This is a genomic window from Desulfosporosinus sp. BICA1-9 (genome assembly GCF_000802135.1).
In genome coordinates this window covers 1-19,431 of the sequence record NZ_JUEE01000262.1, presented here as the reverse complement: position 1 = coordinate 19,431, position 19,431 = coordinate 1, and the positions used below count along the sequence as shown (strand labels likewise).

General features: G+C 44.1%; 17 protein-coding genes and 1 pseudogene. 17 read left to right on the top strand and 1 reads right to left on the bottom strand.

All coding sequences use genetic code 11. The features are described from left to right. Nucleotides 1-463 precede the first annotated feature (463 nt). From JL57_RS32765 to JL57_RS32730, 8 genes are all read left to right on the top strand, one after another. Nucleotides 464-2,803: a DNA translocase FtsK gene (locus tag JL57_RS32765; protein WP_291300864.1), complete on the top strand. Its 2,340-nt coding sequence runs from the start codon at nt 464-466 to the stop codon at nt 2,801-2,803. A gap of 68 nt (nt 2,804-2,871) precedes the next feature. Further along, nucleotides 2,872-3,954 carry a tRNA 2-selenouridine(34) synthase MnmH gene (gene mnmH, locus JL57_RS32760; RefSeq protein ID WP_034146060.1) on the top strand — a complete coding sequence of 361 codons (1,083 nt, stop codon included), beginning with the start codon at nt 2,872-2,874 and terminating at the stop codon, nt 3,952-3,954. After that, on the top strand, nt 3,929-4,675 hold the full coding sequence (locus JL57_RS32755) for a DUF3388 domain-containing protein (protein WP_291300863.1): 747 nt from the start codon (nt 3,929-3,931) through the stop codon (nt 4,673-4,675). Before mnmH ends, JL57_RS32755 begins: the two co-directional genes overlap by 26 nt. 22 nt (nt 4,676-4,697) lie before the next feature. Beyond that, a complete protein-coding gene (locus JL57_RS32750; protein ID WP_034146058.1) occupies nt 4,698-5,465 on the top strand; it encodes a RodZ domain-containing protein in 768 nt (255 codons plus the stop codon). A 27-nt stretch (nt 5,466-5,492) separates the two neighbouring features. Then, entirely contained in the window at nt 5,493-5,984 is a 492-nt protein-coding gene (locus JL57_RS32745; protein WP_034146057.1) for a YajQ family cyclic di-GMP-binding protein, read from the top strand. Nucleotides 5,985-6,251: 267 nt separating this feature from the next. Beyond that, a complete protein-coding gene (gene motA, locus JL57_RS32740; RefSeq protein ID WP_034146056.1) occupies nt 6,252-7,040 on the top strand; it encodes a flagellar motor stator protein MotA in 789 nt (262 codons plus the stop codon). Next, nucleotides 7,027-7,812, top strand: a complete 786-nt coding sequence (locus JL57_RS32735) for a flagellar motor protein MotB (protein WP_034146055.1) — start codon at nt 7,027-7,029, stop codon at nt 7,810-7,812. The genes motA and JL57_RS32735 overlap by 14 nt, the downstream gene beginning before the upstream one ends. Before the next feature lie 242 nt (nt 7,813-8,054). After that, complete coding sequence (locus JL57_RS32730) at nt 8,055-10,463, top strand: YgiQ family radical SAM protein (RefSeq protein ID WP_034146054.1); 2,409 nt, start codon at nt 8,055-8,057, stop codon at nt 10,461-10,463. 581 nt (nt 10,464-11,044) lie between these two features. Here JL57_RS32730 and JL57_RS32725 read toward each other — a convergent pair. Beyond that, nucleotides 11,045-11,668, bottom strand: a complete 624-nt coding sequence (locus tag JL57_RS32725; RefSeq protein WP_034146053.1) for a hypothetical protein — start codon at nt 11,666-11,668, stop codon at nt 11,045-11,047. Between the two features lie 197 nt (nt 11,669-11,865). Between JL57_RS32725 and pstS the strand changes: the two genes are divergently transcribed. From pstS to JL57_RS32680, 9 genes and pseudogenes are all read left to right on the top strand, one after another. Continuing rightward, nucleotides 11,866-12,954: a phosphate ABC transporter substrate-binding protein PstS gene (gene pstS, locus JL57_RS32720; RefSeq protein WP_034146052.1), complete on the top strand. Its 1,089-nt coding sequence runs from the start codon at nt 11,866-11,868 to the stop codon at nt 12,952-12,954. Nucleotides 12,955-13,053: 99 nt separating this feature from the next. Then, nucleotides 13,054-13,998: a phosphate ABC transporter permease subunit PstC gene (gene pstC, locus JL57_RS32715; RefSeq protein WP_034146051.1), complete on the top strand. Its 945-nt coding sequence runs from the start codon at nt 13,054-13,056 to the stop codon at nt 13,996-13,998. After that, a complete protein-coding gene (gene pstA, locus JL57_RS32710) occupies nt 13,995-14,828 on the top strand; it encodes a phosphate ABC transporter permease PstA (RefSeq protein WP_034146050.1) in 834 nt (277 codons plus the stop codon). The genes pstC and pstA overlap by 4 nt, the downstream gene beginning before the upstream one ends. A gap of 14 nt (nt 14,829-14,842) precedes the next feature. After that, entirely contained in the window at nt 14,843-15,595 is a 753-nt protein-coding gene (gene pstB, locus JL57_RS32705; RefSeq protein ID WP_034146049.1) for a phosphate ABC transporter ATP-binding protein PstB, read from the top strand. A 15-nt stretch (nt 15,596-15,610) separates the two neighbouring features. Further along, nucleotides 15,611-16,261: a phosphate signaling complex protein PhoU gene (gene phoU / locus JL57_RS32700; RefSeq protein ID WP_034146048.1), complete on the top strand. Its 651-nt coding sequence runs from the start codon at nt 15,611-15,613 to the stop codon at nt 16,259-16,261. A gap of 119 nt (nt 16,262-16,380) precedes the next feature. Next, nucleotides 16,381-17,712 carry a 30S ribosomal protein S12 methylthiotransferase RimO gene (rimO, locus tag JL57_RS32695; protein WP_034146047.1) on the top strand — a complete coding sequence of 444 codons (1,332 nt, stop codon included), beginning with the start codon at nt 16,381-16,383 and terminating at the stop codon, nt 17,710-17,712. Next, the gene (pgsA, locus tag JL57_RS32690) at nt 17,709-18,266 is read left to right on the top strand and encodes a CDP-diacylglycerol--glycerol-3-phosphate 3-phosphatidyltransferase (RefSeq protein ID WP_034146046.1); all 558 of its coding nucleotides are present in this window, start codon (nt 17,709-17,711) and stop codon (nt 18,264-18,266) included. Before rimO ends, pgsA begins: the two co-directional genes overlap by 4 nt. Nucleotides 18,267-18,593: 327 nt before the next feature. Beyond that, nucleotides 18,594-19,112 (top strand): hypothetical protein, encoded by a 519-nt coding sequence (locus JL57_RS32685; RefSeq protein ID WP_034145790.1) that lies wholly within the window; start codon nt 18,594-18,596, stop codon nt 19,110-19,112. Between the two features lie 26 nt (nt 19,113-19,138). Beyond that, nucleotides 19,139-19,431: pseudogene (locus JL57_RS32680) on the top strand (ATPase); the annotation flags it as partial.

Here is a 19,431-nt window from a genome sequence, read left to right as displayed (position 1 = left end):
GAGGTTAGAGCATCGCCATGACTCAACCAAGGAGGGTTGAGGTTAGAGCATCGCCATGACTCAACCAAGGAGGGTTGAGGTTAGAGCATCGCCATGACTCAACCAAGGAGGGTTGAGGTTAGAGCATCGCCATGACTCAACCAAGGAGGGTTGAGGTTAGAGCATCGCCATGACTCAACCAAGGAGGGTTGAGGTTAGAGCATCGCCATGACTCAACCAAGGAGGGTTGAGATTAGAACACCGCCATGGATGGCAAGGTGTCGTGATGGCAAGAAGTGGCCGTCTTCGCCAAGGCTTAGCGTCAGCCAGTTTTCCTTTTATATTTCGGGAACAAACAGGAAAACGCTTACTCGTGTGGAATTTATATAAGGTGAGGACTACTAGGTAGGCCTACTGTTAAGGACCTAAAAATAATGAACGTTTGGAGGACTGTTCTGTGGCGAAGGCTAAAAGACGCCGCACCATGAATACTAGGGTGAACATGAGAGTAAGTACCTTGAAAGAGACAATACGCAATGAAGTCATGGGAGTTTTCGTTGTCGGAATGGCTTGCTTGGGGCTGGTCGCGCTTTATTCTGACAGGAGCGGAGTGGTTGGTGGACAAATTAAACAGGTTCTAACTGTTTTAGCAGGAGGGGGACGAGTTTGCATTCCCCTCATGGTGGGGGCCTGGGGTATTGCCTTTATGAATAAGCAAACGCCGCGTCTGGGATCAAAGGCCGCAGGAGTAATTCTTCTTTGGCTTGTTTTTGTTGGGATTTTGCACCTGCAGTTACCAGGAATTGAGGGATTCTCTAAGGCGGACATGCTGGATGAAGGTCTACTTGGCCATGGCGGCGGACTTGTTGGTGCAGGAATTGCAATTGTGTTAAAAACTACAATTGGCGTTTTAGGTAGTTATGTTGTGTTAGTGATGGCAGCGCTAATGGGCGCTCTGCTGATTACTAATCGTTCGCTGGTTCAAGGAGTACAAGGAGTAGGTCAGGTCAGCAAAGAATCTGGGATATGGATTAAACACCAAATGGGGGATTTTATTGATGTTCTGAAAAACTCTGAGGACGAGGAAACCCTTAAAGAGAGATTGGAATCTCAGGAGGGGAGTAACGCAGAAACAAAACTGCATACGAAAAAGAGTACTCCTTTAAAACGGAGTTCACAGGCTCTTGACCCTGATTTAGCAGAACGACCCTTAGTCATTAAAACCTTAGAAGATCCTAATGAGCCTCCTTACCTTACGAACGTTCCAGCCAAAGGGCAGTTAGGATTTGAAAAGATGGCCGCTGGAAAGCTAGAAAATACGATTATACCACCTGGAAAAGTGACCAGTACTCCTATTTCTCGTCAGACTCGAGAAGACGGAAATTTTCAGCTTCCTCAAGTCTCGTTATTAAACAAATCTTTAAAAATCAAAAACCCTAGACTTAATAAGGATTTAGCGGACAATGTCAAGATTCTGGAAGAAACTTTGGGTAGTTTTGGAGTCAAGATCAAGGTAACTCAAGTCACGCAAGGGCCTGCTATTACACGTTATGAAGCACAACCTGCGCCAGGCGTGAAAGTGAGTAAGATAACGAATCTAGCGGATGATATTGCTTTGAGCTTAGCGTCGGCAGATGTACGTATTGAGGCGCCTATTCCTGGAAAATCCGTGGTTGGCATTGAGGTACCCAATAAAGAAATCGCGATGGTTCATTTCCGAGAGGTCCTAGAAACGGCGGAATATCAAGGAACAGCGAGTAAGTTGGCCTTATGTTTGGGCAAGGATATTACGGGGACTCCGGTTATTGCCGATTTAACAAAAATGCCCCATCTACTCATTGCAGGAGCTACGGGTTCTGGAAAATCTGTCTGTATTAACACCTTGATTCATAGTATCTTGTTTAACGCTCGTCCAGATGAAGTGAAGTTTTTATTGGTAGATCCCAAAATGGTTGAACTCGCGAACTATAATGGAATTCCTCATCTCATTGCACCGGTAGTTACTGATCCTCGAAAGGCCGCGGGTGCTTTAAAATGGATTGTGACGGAAATGGAGACCCGTTATGAATTATTTGCTGCAGCTGGTGTGAGAGATATCGTCCGGTATAATTTTCTGCGTACCCAGGACAAAAAGGATGAGCATCCACCGCTCCCTTATGTAGTAGTGATCATTGACGAGTTGGCCGATTTGATGATGGTAGCGCCTGGAGATGTTGAGGATGCGATTTGCCGCTTGGCCCAAATGGCTCGTGCGGCAGGAATTCATCTAATTGTTGCGACCCAGCGTCCATCGGTTGACGTCATTACGGGTATCATCAAAGCCAACATTCCCTCCCGGATTGCCTTTGCCGTTTCGTCACAAACAGACTCGAGGACTATTTTAGATATGAATGGGGCAGAGAAACTTTTAGGTCGTGGAGATATGCTCTATTATCCAATGGGTATGAGTAAGCCATTGCGGGTGCAGGGGTGTTACTTGGGGGATAAAGAAGTAGAAAATGTGGTTGGATTCCTGCAGAACCAGGCGAAGCCAGAGTATCAGGAAATCCCTAACATGGATCTTGGGACGACGAAAAAAGAAGAGATGGAAGATGAATTTTTTTATCAAGCAGCTCAGATTTTTATAGAAAGCGGAACGGCTTCGGTCTCTATGTTACAACGCCGCTTGCGTATAGGCTACACACGAGCAGCTCGGTTGATGGATTTCCTAGAAGAGAAAGGGGTTGTCGGGGGATACGAAGGCTCTAAACCCCGCGAAGTGTTAATGACGAGGGGGCAGTTTGAATTAAAATTTGGCCAATGGGTTGATGAAATTGCACACTAGTTGCATAATCTTTGTATAAGATTTATGATAAGATAGATAGTATATAGTCGAGTTGGAAGGAATTAAGGATGATTAAGGAGATCACTGTACAAGAATTGAAGACATTAGGGCAACCGATACTTGTCGATGTACGCTCTGAGGGCGAATTTGCTGAAGCAACCATCCCGGGTGCTGTAAGTCTTCCTCTTTTTAATAACGAAGAACGGGCTAAGGTGGGTACAACCTACACACAGTCTTCCCCCAGTTTGGCTCGTGAACAAGGCTTAAACATTATCAGCCCAAAACTTCCGGATTTAGTCCAGAAGGTGGGGGAGTTTGCGAAACGTGGTCCGCTTGTCCTTTTCTGTTGGCGAGGCGGAATGAGAAGCAAATCTCTGGCAACGGTTGTTGATTTGATGGGGATCCCGGTTTACCGTTTACAAGGGGGATATAAAGCCTATCGCGCCCAAGTGGTTGATTTTTTCGAAGCTAAGCTGCCCTTTAAGGTTGTGGTGTTGCGCGGAAATACTGGAGTGGGAAAAACTGAACTATTAGGTCAGTTACGAGGGGATGGATATCCCGCGATTGATCTTGAGGGGCTTGCTAATAATAGAGGGTCTGTTTTTGGTGCCATGGGTTTAGGAAATCCACCCTCTCAAAAAAAGTTTGAAGGATTATTGTACGAGGAACTTGAATTATTAAAGGAGTTTCCTTATATTATTGTAGAATGTGAGAGTAAGCGAATTGGAAGGGTTACCTTGCCAGCCGTTTTCTTTACAGCGATGCAAGAGGGAATTCAAATACTTCAATATGACTCCTTGGTTAATAGAGTTCAACGCCTCTTACAGGAGTATACATCTGTTCCTGATGCACTTCAGGAGATTGGAATTGCCTTAGAACGATTGATCAAAACGTTGGGGCATGTCAAAGTACAAGAATTACGGACTCTATTGGAAACCAACCGCCTGGATTTGTTTACAGAGCGTCTACTGGTGGACTATTATGATAAGCTTTATGCTTACCCAAATGAACCTAGCTCAGAGTATGCGTTTTACATTAACCATCAAGATCCTGTGCAGGCGTTAAGGGAGTTGGAATGCTATCTTGAAGAGAAGGTGGCCCAACCAGGTAGAGAATCTCCTTTACTTGGAATACGATATTCAGCAAAATAAGCCTGGTTTACTCGGCGCTGTGACGACACTGATTGGAATGCTGGGTCTCAATATTTTATCGGTTACGGGGATTGGACAGAGCCGACGTGGTCTTCTCTTGGAGACCCTATCAGAGGGTAAAGTTAAAGCATTGTTGGAGGCTCTCTTAGCGGTTGATTCTATTAAAGTCACTGCATATCGTATTCCTACTCTATTAGATCGAATAGCGCTACGACATGGCAAGCGTTTAGACATGGCCGAGATTAATCCACCAACTTATCGATTTGTTCGTGAGGAATTAGGTGTGCTGGTTGATTTTTTGGGGGATACTTTGCTTGAAGGCGGAAATCGCATCATTGGGATCCGAGGAATGCCTCGAGTGGGTAAGACTGAAGCAGCTATTGCTGCCTGTGTGTATGCTAATAAACGCTGGATCTTATTGTCCTCAACCCTTATCCGTCAAGCTTTACGGACTGAGTTATTACTAGATGAGTCTGAGAATAGTATTTTTCTAATTGACGGAATTACGAGTACCACGCGAGGAAACGATGCCCATTGGTCTTTATTAGAAAAAACGTTACAAATGCCAACTCTCAAGGTTATTGAACATCCTGACGTCTTTAATCGAGATGGGCGCTTAGAGGTAGAGTTTGATTTCATCATTGAAATTCGCCATCATGAAGACGATGTAATTTGTATGGAAGATATCGCGATGAGTTTTTCGGCGTTCGATATGAGCTGATCAGAGAATAGGGGGTATTACTATGGCAGGAGAAGGGCAATTGCTTCGGACCGCTCGGGAAAATAAAGAATGGAGCTTAACTGACACTGAGGAAATCACGAAGATCCGTGTTCGCTATATCCAGGCTCTTGAAGAGGAAAATTATGGGATACTCCCTGGCCCAACATATGCTAAGGGATATTTGCGTACTTATGCAAAACAACTTGGGCTAAACTCTGATGAAATTATTGCCCTGTACAGTGCTACTCTGACGCCTGATGTTGCAAGTGCCCCACCTGTTCTAAAAACACTTCAAGTGTCGCCAAAATCTCGTCCGCTGTGGGTTAGACCAGCGATTATCGGGGGGGTGGCTGTTTTAATGCTGATTGCCTATGCAGCCAAGGGCTTGTATTCACCAGAGAATGCAATTCCGGATACTCCTTATACAGCTCCTCCTTTAATCAGTGCACCGAAGACAGATACTGCAACCACATCGCCACCTCCAAGTGCTTCAGAGTCGTCACTTCAAACTACCCCGCCCAATGCACAGGATGGCTTGACGGCTCAGCTAGTTTTCACTCAACCCTGTTGGATTGAGGTTAGAATTGACGGTCAGGCACCGTTTCAGGGAACATTTGCAGCGGGAACCAGTAAAGAAGTCAAAGGGACAGAGAAAATTGAACTGGTCTCGATTGGAAATGCCGGGGGTCTGACGGTTACTTTAAACGGCAGAGCCTTACCAATGTTAGGGAAGGCAGGAGAAGTTCGACGTAATGTCGTATTAACTAAAGATATGTTAAATCAGTTGTAATGAATAGCTATAAAGGGGCGTTAGATTTTGGCAAAAGATTCTTCATTTGATCTCGTTTCCAAGGTAGATATCCCTGAGGTAACGAATGCAATCCTCCAGGCCCAGAAAGAGTTGGCACAGCGATTCGATTTTAAAAACAGTAAATCCTCTATTAAACTTGAGGGTGAAAAGATTATTTTGGTTTCTGACGACGATTTTAAGTTGAGTAATGTCGTTGACATTCTTGAGGGTAAACTTGTCAAGCGAGGGGTTTCCTTGAGAGCCTTGGAATATGGGAAGGCTCAAACAGCTGCTGGTGATACAGTCCGGCAAGAAGTCAAACTGGTTCAAGGGATTGCCCAAGAGAAGTCAAAATTAATCAATAAGGTCTTAAAAGATAGTAAACTTAAAGTGGTAAGCTCAATTCAAGGCGAAGAAATACGAATTTCAGGCAAGAATAAAGATGATCTTCAAGCGGCTATTGCCTTATTACGTAAAGAAGACTTTGGAATTGAACTGCAGTTTATCAATTTCCGATAAGGGAGAAGTTTCTCACTAAGATGGAATGCCTTAATATTTCATAAAAATGCTTGGCAAGTTTTGCCAAGCATTTTTATGAAACTAGGATTTCTATTACAATAAGCTCTCATTTTTAGAAGTTATAAGCTCACGCTCAAGACCAAGAAGAATCATGGTTAATTTTGGCTAGTTTATATTCCCAGTGAGTATACATAAATTTGCAGGAAAATGTCGAACCAATATAGAATAGATACTAAATTACTCGCTACATAGAAAGGACTATTAAGAATGGAAAAGTCAACCTATATTGGTTTGATACTTGCGGTCATTGCTGTCGGGTTGGGAATGGTTTTGAAAGGCGCTAGTCTGGTATCCTTAGCGAACCCTGCAGCACTACTAATTATCTTTGGGGGTACCGTAGCATGTATATTTATTGGTTTTCCAATGGAGGACTTAAAGGTAGTACCAAAGCTCTTTAAGATCATGTTTACTTCCCAAGCATTGGTCTCTAAAAGTGAACTGATTCAACAGATTGGGGAATGGGCAACAGTCAGTCGTCGAGAGGGTTTGCTATCCCTTGAAAGTAAAGCTGAGGAAATTGATGATGAATTTCTAAGAAACGGAATGCGCATGGTCATCGACGGGAATGACCCGGAATTTATTCGTGACGTGCTCATGGAAAATATTTCGGCCATGGAGGAACGTCATAGACAAGGTGCGCTTATCTTTACTCAAGCAGGAACTTATGCACCGACCCTGGGGGTACTAGGGGCGGTTGTCGGGTTGATTGCAGCCTTGGGTAATCTAAACGAGATAGAAGCCTTAGGACATTTGATTTCCGCTGCTTTCGTCGCCACGTTGCTGGGGATCTTTACGGGTTATGTCTTGTGGCACCCCATGGCTAATAAATTAAAACAAAAATCTAAAAAAGAGACACAAGTTAAGATGATGATGGCGGAAGGCCTTTTAGCGATTCAAGCGGGCGAGCCTGTATTATCAATTAACCAAAGGCTTGCAGTATTCCTCTCTTCTACTGAACGTACCGCTATGGAGGAAAAAAGTCTTGAAAAAACATAAAAAAGAGCATCATGAGGAACATATCGATGAAACATGGTTGATTCCTTATGCAGACTTGCTGACGTTATTATTGGCATTATTTATTATTTTGTTTGCCTCTAGTCAAGTCGATGAAAAAAAATATGCCCAGGTTATGCAAGGCTTGAGCAGTGCCTTTAACGGAGGCGTAAGTGTTTTTGAACAATCCAATACAATATCTATAGATGACGTTTCTGCCAATGATCTCAAGAAATTGGAGGAAAATAACCAAGACCAAAACCAAGAGCTTAAGGACCTGATAAACAAGGAAAAACAGGACATGGAAGCAATCAAGAAAAAGCTTGATGTCTACATTATGGAAAATGGGCTGACCCTACAACTTCAGACCTATGTCAACAACGATATGCTGAAAATTACGATTCAGGATTATGCTTTATTCGACTCAGGTAGGGCTGTGGTAAAACCAGAGGCTCAAAAACTTGCTGCGGTCATTTCGGAAATGTTAAGCATGTATCCTGGTTACAAAGTAGAGGTAGCGGGGCATACTGATAATATCCCTATAAAAAATTATGAATTTGAATCTAATTGGGATTTAAGCTCAAGACGGTCCTTAAATTTTATGAAGTATCTGTTGCAGTCGAATAGTATTGACCAAGCTCGATTTCGTTCCATTGGATATGGTGAATATCAACCGATTGATACCAATGAAACGGCCGAGGGGCGGGCAAAAAATCGACGCGTAGACGTGAATATTATTCGCAATACGTTGGAAGCAAAACCTTTGATTCCATGATGATTCATTAATCTAACCGCTTCCTATGCCAAACTAGTTAAACTCTAGCTACAATGACTAAAAGACTGACATGCTACCATTCACGATCTGTTGGTTTGCCAGACTTTTAGTAGGAATTGCAAAAGCCCAAACTAGGCTCTCGCATTGGTTGCGAGAGTATTTTTATGGTTGCGAAAAAAAAGTAGTGTTTATCAAAGTTAAGGCCAGATGATAAACGTGTTTAAACTAGAAAGGTGAGACTAATGCGTACACGAAATTTTTTACCTATGAATCGAGCCGATATGGAGGCGGTGGGCTGGGATGAACTTGATTTTCTCCTCATTACTGGCGACGCCTATGTGGATCATCCAAGCTTTGGAATTGCGATCATTGCTCGTGTTTTAGAAAAGCATGATTTTCGCGTAGGAATCGTGGCTCAGCCTGATTGGAAGGATCTTAAAGCTTTCCGTGTGATGGGAACACCCCGCTTGGGTTGTTTGATCTCTGGAGGGAATCTCGACTCCATGGTTAATCATTATACGGCGGCTAAAAAGAAAAGGCACAAAGATGCTTATTCTCCTGGTGGCAAATCGGGACTTCGCCCAGACCGAGCCACCATCACTTATTCTAATCGGGTTCGAGAAGCACTGCCTGGTGTCCCAGTGATAATCGGGGGGATCGAAGCTTCGTTGAGACGATTTGCCCACTATGATTATTGGAGTAATGATGTTCGACGCTCCATCCTTTTGGATAGCCAAGCGGATTTGCTTGTCTTTGGGATGGGGGAGACAACCATCGTTGAAGTTGCCAAGCATCTAAAAAATGGGATACCGATTGATCAGATTACGGATGTTAGAGGAACTATGGTGCCTTTGACGGGGGATGTAGTACCCCGAGGTACCCTAGTTCTGCCAAGTTTTGATGATGTTACTTCGACTTCGGATAAGAAAAAATATGCCGAGGCTTTTTGGGTGCAGTATAACCAGCAGGACCCGTTCCAGGGGAAATCCATGTTTCAATCCCATGGGCGAAAAAGTGTACTACAAAACCAACCCTCGCTTCCCTTGACTCAAGCAGAGATGGATGCCATCTATGCACTACCTTTTATGGGGACATATCATCCGTCGTACGAAGAACTTGGGGGAGTTCCGGCTATTGAAGAGGTGGAATTTAGTCTTACCAGTGCCAGGGGATGTTTTGGAGCATGCGCTTTTTGTGCGTTAACCTTTCATCAAGGGCGGATCATCCAAAGTCGAAGCTCAGAATCGATTATTCGGGAAGCTGAGCAAATGACCTGGAATTCTCGTTTTAAAGGATATATTCACGATGTAGGGGGTCCAACGGCGAACTTTCGACGTCCGGCGTGTCAAAAACAATTAACGAAGGGAGCCTGTTCCAATAAGCAGTGTCTTTTCCCTGAACCGTGCTCGAAACTGGAAAATGACCATACGGAATACTTAGATCTTTTGCGTCGTCTTCGTAGTTTGCCAAGGATAAAAAAAGTGTTCGTACGGTCTGGTATCCGTTATGATGCAGTGTTAGCCGATCGAAATTCAAAGTTTATTAGCGAACTTTGTGAGCATCATGTCAGTGGTCAATTAAAAGTCGCCCCGGAACATGTCAGCGATACAGTTCTTCGTCTCATGGGTAAGCCTGGCAAGGCTGTCTATGAGGACTTTGTTCAGGAGTTTAAGAAAACGAACGAAAAGCTAGGTAAGGAACAATACCTTGTCCCTTATCTAATGTCTTCTCATCCAGGGAGCACACTTAAAGAAGCAATCGAATTGGCTGAATATGTCCGTGACATGGGAGTTAATCCAGAACAAGTTCAGGATTTTATTCCAACCCCGGGAACCCTCTCCACATGCATGTACTACACCGGCTTAAATCCTCAAACCATGGAATCGGTCTATGTCCCACGTAGCTTACATGAAAAAGCGATGCAGCGGGCACTGATCCAATATCGGAACCCGAAAAACCATAAATTAGTCGAAGAAGCCTTGCACCAAGCACATCGAGAGGATCTTATCGGGTACGGGCCCAAATGCCTTATTCGGCCCAGAAGGTTTGTGCGAGACGATCAGAAGGAACCAGACAGTGTAGGCGGTCTAGGCAGTCCAATTAAGAGGAAAAAAGGACCCGTAAGACGATCAGGTATGAAGAAGAAGGACGCTGCGGGAGTGGGTAAAGAAGTTCAAGACAAAGACGTGCCGATCAAAGAAACGTCAAGCAAAACATATAAAGGCGCAGCAGGCAAGCCAGGGCGATTTAAGGGTGCGCGGAGTACGGAAACCACTTATAAAGGCGCAGCAGGCAAACCAGGGAGTTTCAAGGAAGCACGAAGTGCAGAAGCCCCGTATAAAGGCGCATCAGGCAAGCCAGAACGCTACAAGGATGCCCGGAGTACAGAAGCCCCATATAAAGGTGCAGCAGGCAAGCCAGATCGCTTCAAAGATAATCGGAGTACGGAAGCCCCTTATAAGGGTGGAGCAGGTAAACCAGGGCGCTTCAAGGATGCTCGGAGTACGGAAGCCCCGTATAAAAGTACAGCAGGAAAAAAGGGGCCTCAGAGCGAAGAGGCAAAAGAAACAGAAAAGGGACGATACAAAAGGGGCTCTGATAGCCATATCAATAAAGGCAAGAGAAAACCTCAAGGAGCCAAGAAAAGATAAGTAACTAAATAAAAATTGACCCTAAGCCGAATAACGGCTTAGGGTCAATTTTTATTTGAATGTGAAAAGAATTGCGTCAATGAGCGCAGTCGGTAAGGCGTTAATAAACGTAATGGACAAGTTCACTACGCATGCAAGTCAGTGAAAGTCAAGGGTGCAAGTCAAGAACCGACCCCAACTTGCTCACCCAACTTGCAAAGCCGAGCTTCAATCGTTCCAAATCCCGTGGACCCCAAGCCGGAGGAAGTTTCTTAGCTTAGAGAGCATGTGAGAGGAATTGCGTCAATGAGCGCAGTCGATAAGGCGTTAAGAAACTCAACGGTTCACTTGCAGAAAGCCCAGAGGTTTTGAGTTTTAGCCTTAGCGACAAGGGAATAGCAATGGAACACGATAGTCTCCAGTACGATAGTCTCCAGTGGAGAGTATCGCCGAAGCCGCGATCTCAAAAGAAATACTTATCGGCGTAGGATGTGCGAACACGATAGTCTCCGGTGGAGACTATCGCCGAAGGCGCTGACCAACAACGAACACTTATCGCCGTAGGATGCTAAGAAACTTCCTCCCACTTGCATCCGTTTCCGCTATGCCAATTCCCCAAATTCATCATTCAGTGCATCCTCTACTTCATCCATAGTAATCTGCCCGATTTCTTTAAGGTGTCCATCCTCAGACCATTCGATGAATTCATCGTAGAAAAACTCTAATTTTTCATAGTAAAACTTGTGAAAAGAGAACACTATACCCGACCTGCGACTTTCTGGTTCATAACGAAGCAGGTAGTATTCATTGTCTTCAAGCATACTTTTTAAAAAGATAGCGTGACCGGGGACAACCAGTACAACACGGGCATCTTCATACTCGCGGTTCACAAACTGTAGGGTAAAGGCTTGGACCTGGGCTTCAGAAAGTGGGTCGAGGGAGGCTTCAGAAGGTGAATTGAGCGCGGGCTCTGTTTGGTTTACCCAAGTGAAGACCACTTCAGATGACGCTACCTCTTCCATCTGTTCCGCGATCTCTTCGAGACGGCGCGCAACAACAGTGGGTAACGTATATTCTTCGCAGGCTGTGGAACGACAGTGATAGATGGGAACATTTTTAATCTGCCCGGCTCCGTGAGCCAAGTCGATGGGAACTGTACGGGTTGTTAAATATCCTGTGTCACCACAACCACAGGTATCGACAGGATCTATGGATTTATCTAACAAATATGACACCTCACTCAAGTTTCTTAGGACCTTATTCGACGTTCGACAAGGAATTAATAATTCCTTTTATCCTTCACACATTAAATGTTGCCATTTAACACAAACTTTACACAGAGATAGATTAGAGTTCATCAGGGAATATTAAGGAACAGATTATTTTTGGTCGGTGAAAAAAATATCCGACAAGGAGGAAATTTATGTTTAGGAAAATGGGTAAATTTCTAACAACGGTCATCATAGGTATGCTAGCGGTTACTCTCGTAAGTTGCGGAGCGCAGGACCCGAGTACCCCAGCTGGTCAAGAGAAGGCTGCACCGGTCAATCTAACTGGTGCTGGAAGCTCTTTTGTTTTTCCATTACTCAATCAACAAATCGAAGAGTATCGGAAGAATAATCCAAATATCACAATTAATTATCAAAGCACTGGTAGTGGGGCAGGAATTAAACAAGTCTCAGAGCAAACCCTTGATTTTGGAGCGACGGATGGTCCAATGACAGAGGATCAACAAAAAGTTGCTAAAGGTGGAAAAATCCTGCATATCCCTTTAACCTTAGGTGCGGTGGCAGTCACTTATAATGCTCCCAATGTTCCGAAAAATCTCAAACTTGGTCCTGCAGTACTTGCAGATATTTTCCTTGGCAAAATCACCCATTGGAATGATCAGCGGATTGCATCCGAAAATCCGGGTGTATCTTTGCCAGACACAAAAATTACGGTTGCTCGTCGTTCAGATGGGAGTGGGACAACGTATATTTTCTCAGACTATCTCACCAGTGTCAGCCCAGAGTGGTCAAGTAAGGTGGGTAAAGGAACATCCTTGAATTGGCCAGTTGGGATAGGTGGAAAAGGAAATGCTGGTGTGGCAGGGGTGATTCAACAAACTCCTGGTACGATCGGATATTTAGAGCTAGCCTATGCTGTTCAAAACAATTTATCTTATGCCACGATGCAAAACAAGGAGGGTAAGTGGATCGTCCCATCTCTTCAATCAACATCTGCAGCGGCAGCGGCAGCAACGATTCCGGAAGATATGAGGGTGTCGATTGTCAATGCTCCCGGTGTTGACGCCTACCCAATAGCTGGTTTCGCTTGGGCGTTAATCTATCAGGATCAAAAGGACAAGGCCAAAGGAACGGCCCTAGTAAACTTTATAAACTGGGCTATTCATGACGGTCAGAATCTTTCAGAAGAATTGCATTACCCAAAGTTGCCTGCGAGCTTAATCAGCCGTGAAGAAGTGATGCTTAAATCGGTCACATTTCAAGGACAGCCGATCTTAAAGTAGAAATGAAGGGAAGTTCTCTAGAAAAAACTCGTTTGAGTGAAGTATAGAACATGTTTGGCATTTTTTTAGAGCTGGACGAGAAGGCGGAAGGATCTGAATATGAGCAAGAAAAATAAATTCAAGACGTCCATAGGAGATCAAACCTTGCGAATTTTGACGCTCTTGATGGCAATTAGCGTTGTGGTTCTCATGGTTTGGATGGGGTGGGAGATGTTCCACGCAGCGCGCCCAAGTATCCAAAAGTTTGGTTTTGGTTTCATTACTGGACGTGTTTGGGATCCTGTAAAGGAACAATTTGGGGCACTTCCCTTTATATATGGGACGATAGTGACTTCGCTCATAGCATTGCTCTTGGCAGCTCCAATCGGCCTTGGTGTGGCCATTTTCCTCAATGAGATGGCCATCTCTAAGGTTCGTACAGTGGTTGGCTTTTTAGTGGAGATGTTGGCAGCTATTCCCAGTGTAGTGTACGGATTATGGGGGATATTCGTCTTAGCTCCTTGGCTGAGGGAAACTGTTCAACCAGGACTGGCCAAATGGTTAGGGTTTCTCCCTCTCTTTCAAGGCACCCCAGTAGGTTTTGGGATGTTAGCAGGAGGGCTGATTTTGGCGGTGATGATCCTTCCTACAATTGCAGCGATTTCTCGGGAGGTGATGGCTGCGGTTCCCAATATGCAAAGAGAAGCAGCCCTGGCCTTGGGGGCTACGAAGTGGGAAATGATTCGCTTGGCAGTTCTTCCCTATGCTAAATCAGGAATCATGGGTGGGATCATGCTGGGCTTAGGACGTGCGCTGGGCGAAACTATGGCAGTCACCATGGTAATCGGAAATCGCCCCGATATTCTCCCTTCCTTGTTTGCTCCCGCTTATTCGATGGCAGCGGTGATTGCCAATGAATTTACAGAGGCGACCTACGATCTTTATTTGAGTGCGCTGGTAGAGATAGGACTTATCCTATTTGGAATAACCCTGATTCTAAATGTTTTTGCTCGATTACTGATTTGGTCTGTAGCACAGGGTCCGAAGGGAGGTAATCTTGTATGAAATCCCTCCGTAAGTCTGTAAATTGGATAATGCTGAGTATCTTTATTTTTGCGACGATCATCGCTCTAATTCCGTTGTTTGGAGTTCTTGGTTATGTTGTAGAGCATGGTTTTAGAGCATTAAGCTTAGATTTCTTTCTGAACTTACCCAAGGCCATGGGTTTATCGGGGGGAGGTATGGCCAATGCCATCGTGGGAACCTTAATTATGGTTTTAATCGCCAGCCTCATTGGAATCCCCATCGGGATCCTGGCAGCAATCTATCTAACAGAGTATGATCGACATAGCTGGCTAAGTGTCGGAGTTCGCTTTGCGACGGATGTTTTAACAGGAATTCCTTCGATTATTGTCGGTATCGTGATCTATACAGCAGTCGTCTTAAAAATGGGTAATTTCTCGGCCCTAGCTGGAGGACTAGCCTTAGCGATTATTATGATCCCTCTGATCATTCGCTCGACAGAAGAAATGTTAAAACTCGTTTCTCATTCGATAAGAGAGGCGGGCTATGCATTGGGAATTTCCAAGGGAAAAACTATTTTGAGAATTATCTTGCCGACCGCAGCCAAAGGGATCATCACTGGGGCGATGCTCGCTGTGGCCCGGGTAGCTGGCGAAACAGCACCGCTCCTTTTTACAGCTTTAGGAAATCAGTATTGGGCACGTTCTCTGAATGAACCCATGGCTTCCTTACCCGTGCAAATTTTTCAGTATGCAACATCTCCTTATAAAGAGTGGCATCAACAAGCTTGGGCAGGATCACTTGTTTTGATTTCCCTGGTGATTATTCTGAATTTGAGTGCGCGTTTTGCCTTTCGATCGCGGAGCAACTAGGAGGTAGTTTCTTAATGGGTCAGAGTTTAAGTGTGCGTGATCTTGAAGCTTGGTATGGGTCCAATAAAACTCTTAAAGGCATAACTATGGAAATTGAACTAAATCATGTTACGGCCATCATCGGTCCGTCGGGGTGTGGAAAATCTACGTTTGTCCGCTGTATAAATCGTATGCATGAGACCATGCCGGGGACAAAAGTAAAGGGCGAAATTATTTTAGAAGGGGTAAGTATTTATGATCGAGATCCTGTCGCATTGCGCAAGATGGTAGGTATGGTATTTCAGAAACCCAATCCATTTCCATCGATGAGTATTTATGATAATGTTATAGCAGGTGTAAAGCTTAATGGAATGACGAATAAACAAAAGCTACAAGCTATTGCGGAAAAAAGTTTGCGTATGGCAGCTTTATGGGATGAAGTAAAAGATCGCTTGAATTACTCAGGCATGAGCTTATCAGGTGGACAACAACAACGTCTTTGTATTGCTAGGGCGCTGGCAGTGGAACCATCGGTACTACTAATGGATGAGCCTGCTTCTGCTTTAGACCCGATCGCCACGATGCATATTGAAGAATTGGTTCGGCAATTAAAAGTCAATTACACCATTCTGATTGTCACGCATAATATGCAACAGGCCGCTCGAATTGCTGATTCCACAGCGTTTTTTCTGAATGGAGAGCTTGTGGAACATGGACCAACTTCGGATATTTTTACAAATCCGCATGATAAACGGACAGAAGACTATATCTCAGGTCGTTTTGGATAAAGAAGGAGGATATTAATGCGTCAGTCACTCAATGAAGGTCAACTCGGTTTGACAAAGTTACTTAAGGATATGGGTGAAGAAGTCGGCAGGATTCTAAAAGGGTGCATGGAAACTCTATTATCCCTAGACCGCACACAAGCGAATTTTTGGATTACTGAGGATCAAAAGGTCAATGACTTTGAACGACAAGTGGATGATCTGTGTGTGCTATTAATTGCCACACAGCAACCCGTTGCCAAAGACCTGCGTAAAATCATTTCGGCTATGAAAATATCGACAGACTTGGAAAGAATGGCTGATTTAGCAATAGACATTGCAAAAATTGTACGAAGAATCGATGGACCTCTCTGTAAACCCCTGGTGGACATTCCGCAGATGGCGGAAATGGCACTTGGGATGATGCGGCAGGGTTTAGAAGCTTACGCAAGTGAGAACATGGAACTAGCCCATGAACTGGCTGAGCTAGATGACCAAGTTGATCGTCTCTACAAAAAAGTCGTACGGGATCTTTTAGTGATTATGACTGAAGCAACGGAAAACTTAGACCAGGGAATGTACCTAATCTTCGTAGGCCGTTACCTCGAACGATTTGCTGACCATGCCACGAACATCGGGGAGAATGTGATTTATATTGCGACAGCGAGTAGGCAGGATCTTAACAAATAAGGATGGTTCACTGCTGCGTGGCAGAGGTATTATTTTAGGAAAGTTATATTTTATTTTTTGACCTTGTGGAAGTGTTGGTTTATACTAAGATAGGTAAACCAATGATATGAGGTGTAACGTTGACGAAGAAAGTTGCTGTTGTTACTTTAGGTTGTCCAAAAAATCAAGTGGACAGCGAAGTAATGTTAGGATTGCTAGCCGAGAATCATATTTTAACGGATAATACTGAAGAGGCGGATATCATAGTCGTCAATACGTGTACCTTTATACAATCGGCAAAGGAAGAATCGATTGAAACGATTTTTGAAATGGCTAGTCTCAAGGATCGCGGTTCTTGTCAAGCTTTATTTGTGACAGGATGCTTAGCTCAACGATATGGGTCTGAATTGATGCTGGAAATTCCCGAATTAGATGGTGTGTTGGGAACTGGAAATATTGATGAAATCACTAAATTGGTGCAAGTGACTAAAGGGGAGCGCTTATCCCTTTTAAAACAAGGAAAACCCGATTTTCTTCATGATGAGAAAACTCCTCGTAAACGTTCTACCCCGGATTATCTAGCTTATGTTAAAGTTGCAGAAGGCTGTGATAACTATTGTACCTATTGTGTTATTCCCTCTGTGCGTGGGAATTTCCGTAGCCGTCCGGAGGAGTCCGTGATCCGAGAAGTTGAGAATATGGCATCTCAAGGGGTCAAGGAAATTATGGTGATGGCCCAGGATACGACCCGCTATGGACATGATCTTTATGGAGAACTGCGACTACCTCAGCTTATTCGCAAGCTGGCTCGGATTGAAGGGATTGAATGGATCCGCTTAATGTATTGTTATCCTGAGCGTTTTACAGATGAACTTATTGAAGTTATGCGTCAAGAACCTAAGGTCTGTAAGTATATTGATCTACCATTGCAACATACCAATAATAAGGTTCTTAAAGAAATGAATCGAAGAGGTACGATCGAGGAAGCAGAAGTACTGATTGGAAAATTGCGCACTGCAATGCCTGACATTACGCTTCGAACGACTATGATCACGGGTTTTCCGGGAGAGACAGAGCAAGAATTCCAGACGATGCTTGATTTCATACAGCGTGTTCAGTTTGACCGCCTGGGAGTGTTTTCATATTCTCAAGAGGAAAGTACTCCTGCAGGTCAAAGAGAGGATCAGGTTTTGCCAGAGATTCGTGAGCAACGCAGAGACCTGGTTATGCAGAAACAACAATCAATTTCTGGGCAGCGGCAACAACGTTGGGTTGATAGGATTGTAACTGTGCTACTTGAGCAAAAACTACCGGACGGACGATGGATGGGCCGAACCGAAGGGGATGCTCCTGAAATCGATGGCCAAGTCTATATCACGGGGGTTCAGGCGTCGATTCATGTGGGGGACATGATCAAAGTTCGCATCCTTGAGGCGGATAGCTACGATTTAATGGGAGTGGTTGTCTCGTGAATTTAGCCAATCGTTTAACTCTAGCACGAATTGTTTTGATACCCGTGTTTATGACCGTGTTACTTCTTAAAGTACCAAAAGGGTATACACTGTTCCCCCATCAAGAGATAGTCGCTGCTGTGATCTTTATTTTAGCTGCAGCGACGGATGGTTTGGATGGTTATATTGCTCGAAAGCGTAACCAGGTTACAAACTTGGGTAAATTCATGGATCCATTGGCGGATAAGCTGCTAGTATCTGCGGCACTCATCTCCTTAGTTCAACTCGGGCAGGTGAATGCTTGGATTGCTTGGACTATCCTGGCGAGAGAGTTTGCTGTGACGGGACTTCGGATGGTCGCTTCAGTGGATAGGGTAGTGATTAGTGCCAGCAAACTTGGCAAAATTAAAACCATTACTCAGGTAGTGGCGATTTCCGCACTTTTATTACAAGACTGGCCTCTTTCGCTGATCGGGATTCACATTGGCCAACCTCTTTTATACATAGCCTTGTTTTTCACGGTAATATCCGGACTTGATTATTTTAGGAAATCCCGAAAATTATTACGTAAATAAGTGATTCACAATAACGTTCAAGTTGAGAGACAAATACGCAGACAACGGGGACAGTTCTTCTGATTTAAGATAGAAGAACTGTCCCCGTTGTCTCTCGAAGCGTTTTGGGAGTGCGTGAGTTAAAAGGACCGTCGCCTCACATGTTTTTAAGATAGAAGAACTGGCTCTGTTGTCTGTCCATGGTCAATGTTGGAGTCGATGAAGTATAAATACCTTGTTTTTCCAGATGTGGATACAAGTTATTGCTTCAGAATGATATACTACGTGCTATAATGTTGATATATTGTGTGATGTAGCATTAAGTATGACATAATGGAGGAAGAAGAGATGACGAGACAGCGGATACTGCTGATTAGCCTTGTAGGGTTCCTGATATTTGGTTTGCTCCTTGGAGGCAAACTTATCTATCAAAAGAAGTGGGTTGATGTTTTGATCTTGAATCAAAGTCAGCAAATTCCAGGCGTCATTTCCGCTAAAGTGGTGACTAATCGTGGCGAGAAAGAGATGGTTGTGGTTACTGATCAATTGGTGAACCTTCGTCAGACAAGTCAAACTCTAGTGAAATTAGCTGAAGATGTTCCAATTCGATTTAAAGATCATAAGAATGAAACTCTCGAAAAACTATATGGACAAATTCAGTTTGCCATACAAGAAGGTATAGCGCGTGGAAATTTCACGGAAATGGCCCAAAATGTAAGGATACAGGCGGAACAAGCAGGCGTACAGCTTGAATTAGAGATGGATAATGATGCCATATACGTACTCATGAATCAGGGAGATGCTCAACTTATTGAAGTAATCGAACGAGATGGGCAAGAGAAATTTCTGCCAACAGAAAAAGAGTAAGATATTACCGATGAAGGGGAGAGAACATGAAACTTGATATTATAATAGGTTTTGTAGTGGGGGTTTTCGCCTTTTTAATGGTTTTGGGATATAATGTCTTCCCGATTGGATTGCTGCTTGTAGCAGCGTATCTGGTTTGGACCTTAGTCCTTTCACGTCAAATCCTAAAAAACGGGAATGGTGTATCTATAGCCACTACTGCGATTGATTTTGAGGATATCGGGGGACAGAGTGTTGCCAAGAAAGAATTGCAAGAGGCGTTAGACTTTTTACTTCACTCTGACCGGATGAAAGCCTTAGGGATCCGCCCGCTCAAGGG

What these genes read in the sequence shown, in the direction of transcription:
- JL57_RS32730 (WP_034146054.1), top strand. Translation starts at nt 8,055, where the DNA reads ATGCGTACACGAAATTTTTTACCTATGAATCGAGCCGATATGGAGGCG.
- mnmH (WP_034146060.1), top strand. Translation starts at nt 2,872, where the DNA reads ATGATTAAGGAGATCACTGTACAAGAATTGAAGACATTAGGGCAACCG.
- JL57_RS32765 (WP_291300864.1), top strand. Translation starts at nt 464, where the DNA reads ATGAATACTAGGGTGAACATGAGAGTAAGTACCTTGAAAGAGACAATA.
- pstB (WP_034146049.1), top strand. Translation starts at nt 14,843, where the DNA reads ATGGGTCAGAGTTTAAGTGTGCGTGATCTTGAAGCTTGGTATGGGTCC.
- phoU (WP_034146048.1), top strand. Translation starts at nt 15,611, where the DNA reads ATGCGTCAGTCACTCAATGAAGGTCAACTCGGTTTGACAAAGTTACTT.
- pstS (WP_034146052.1), top strand. Translation starts at nt 11,866, where the DNA reads ATGTTTAGGAAAATGGGTAAATTTCTAACAACGGTCATCATAGGTATG.
- JL57_RS32750 (WP_034146058.1), top strand. Translation starts at nt 4,698, where the DNA reads ATGGCAGGAGAAGGGCAATTGCTTCGGACCGCTCGGGAAAATAAAGAA.
- pstC (WP_034146051.1), top strand. Translation starts at nt 13,054, where the DNA reads ATGAGCAAGAAAAATAAATTCAAGACGTCCATAGGAGATCAAACCTTG.
- JL57_RS32685 (WP_034145790.1), top strand. Translation starts at nt 18,594, where the DNA reads ATGACGAGACAGCGGATACTGCTGATTAGCCTTGTAGGGTTCCTGATA.
- motA (WP_034146056.1), top strand. Translation starts at nt 6,252, where the DNA reads ATGGAAAAGTCAACCTATATTGGTTTGATACTTGCGGTCATTGCTGTC.
- pstA (WP_034146050.1), top strand. Translation starts at nt 13,995, where the DNA reads ATGAAATCCCTCCGTAAGTCTGTAAATTGGATAATGCTGAGTATCTTT.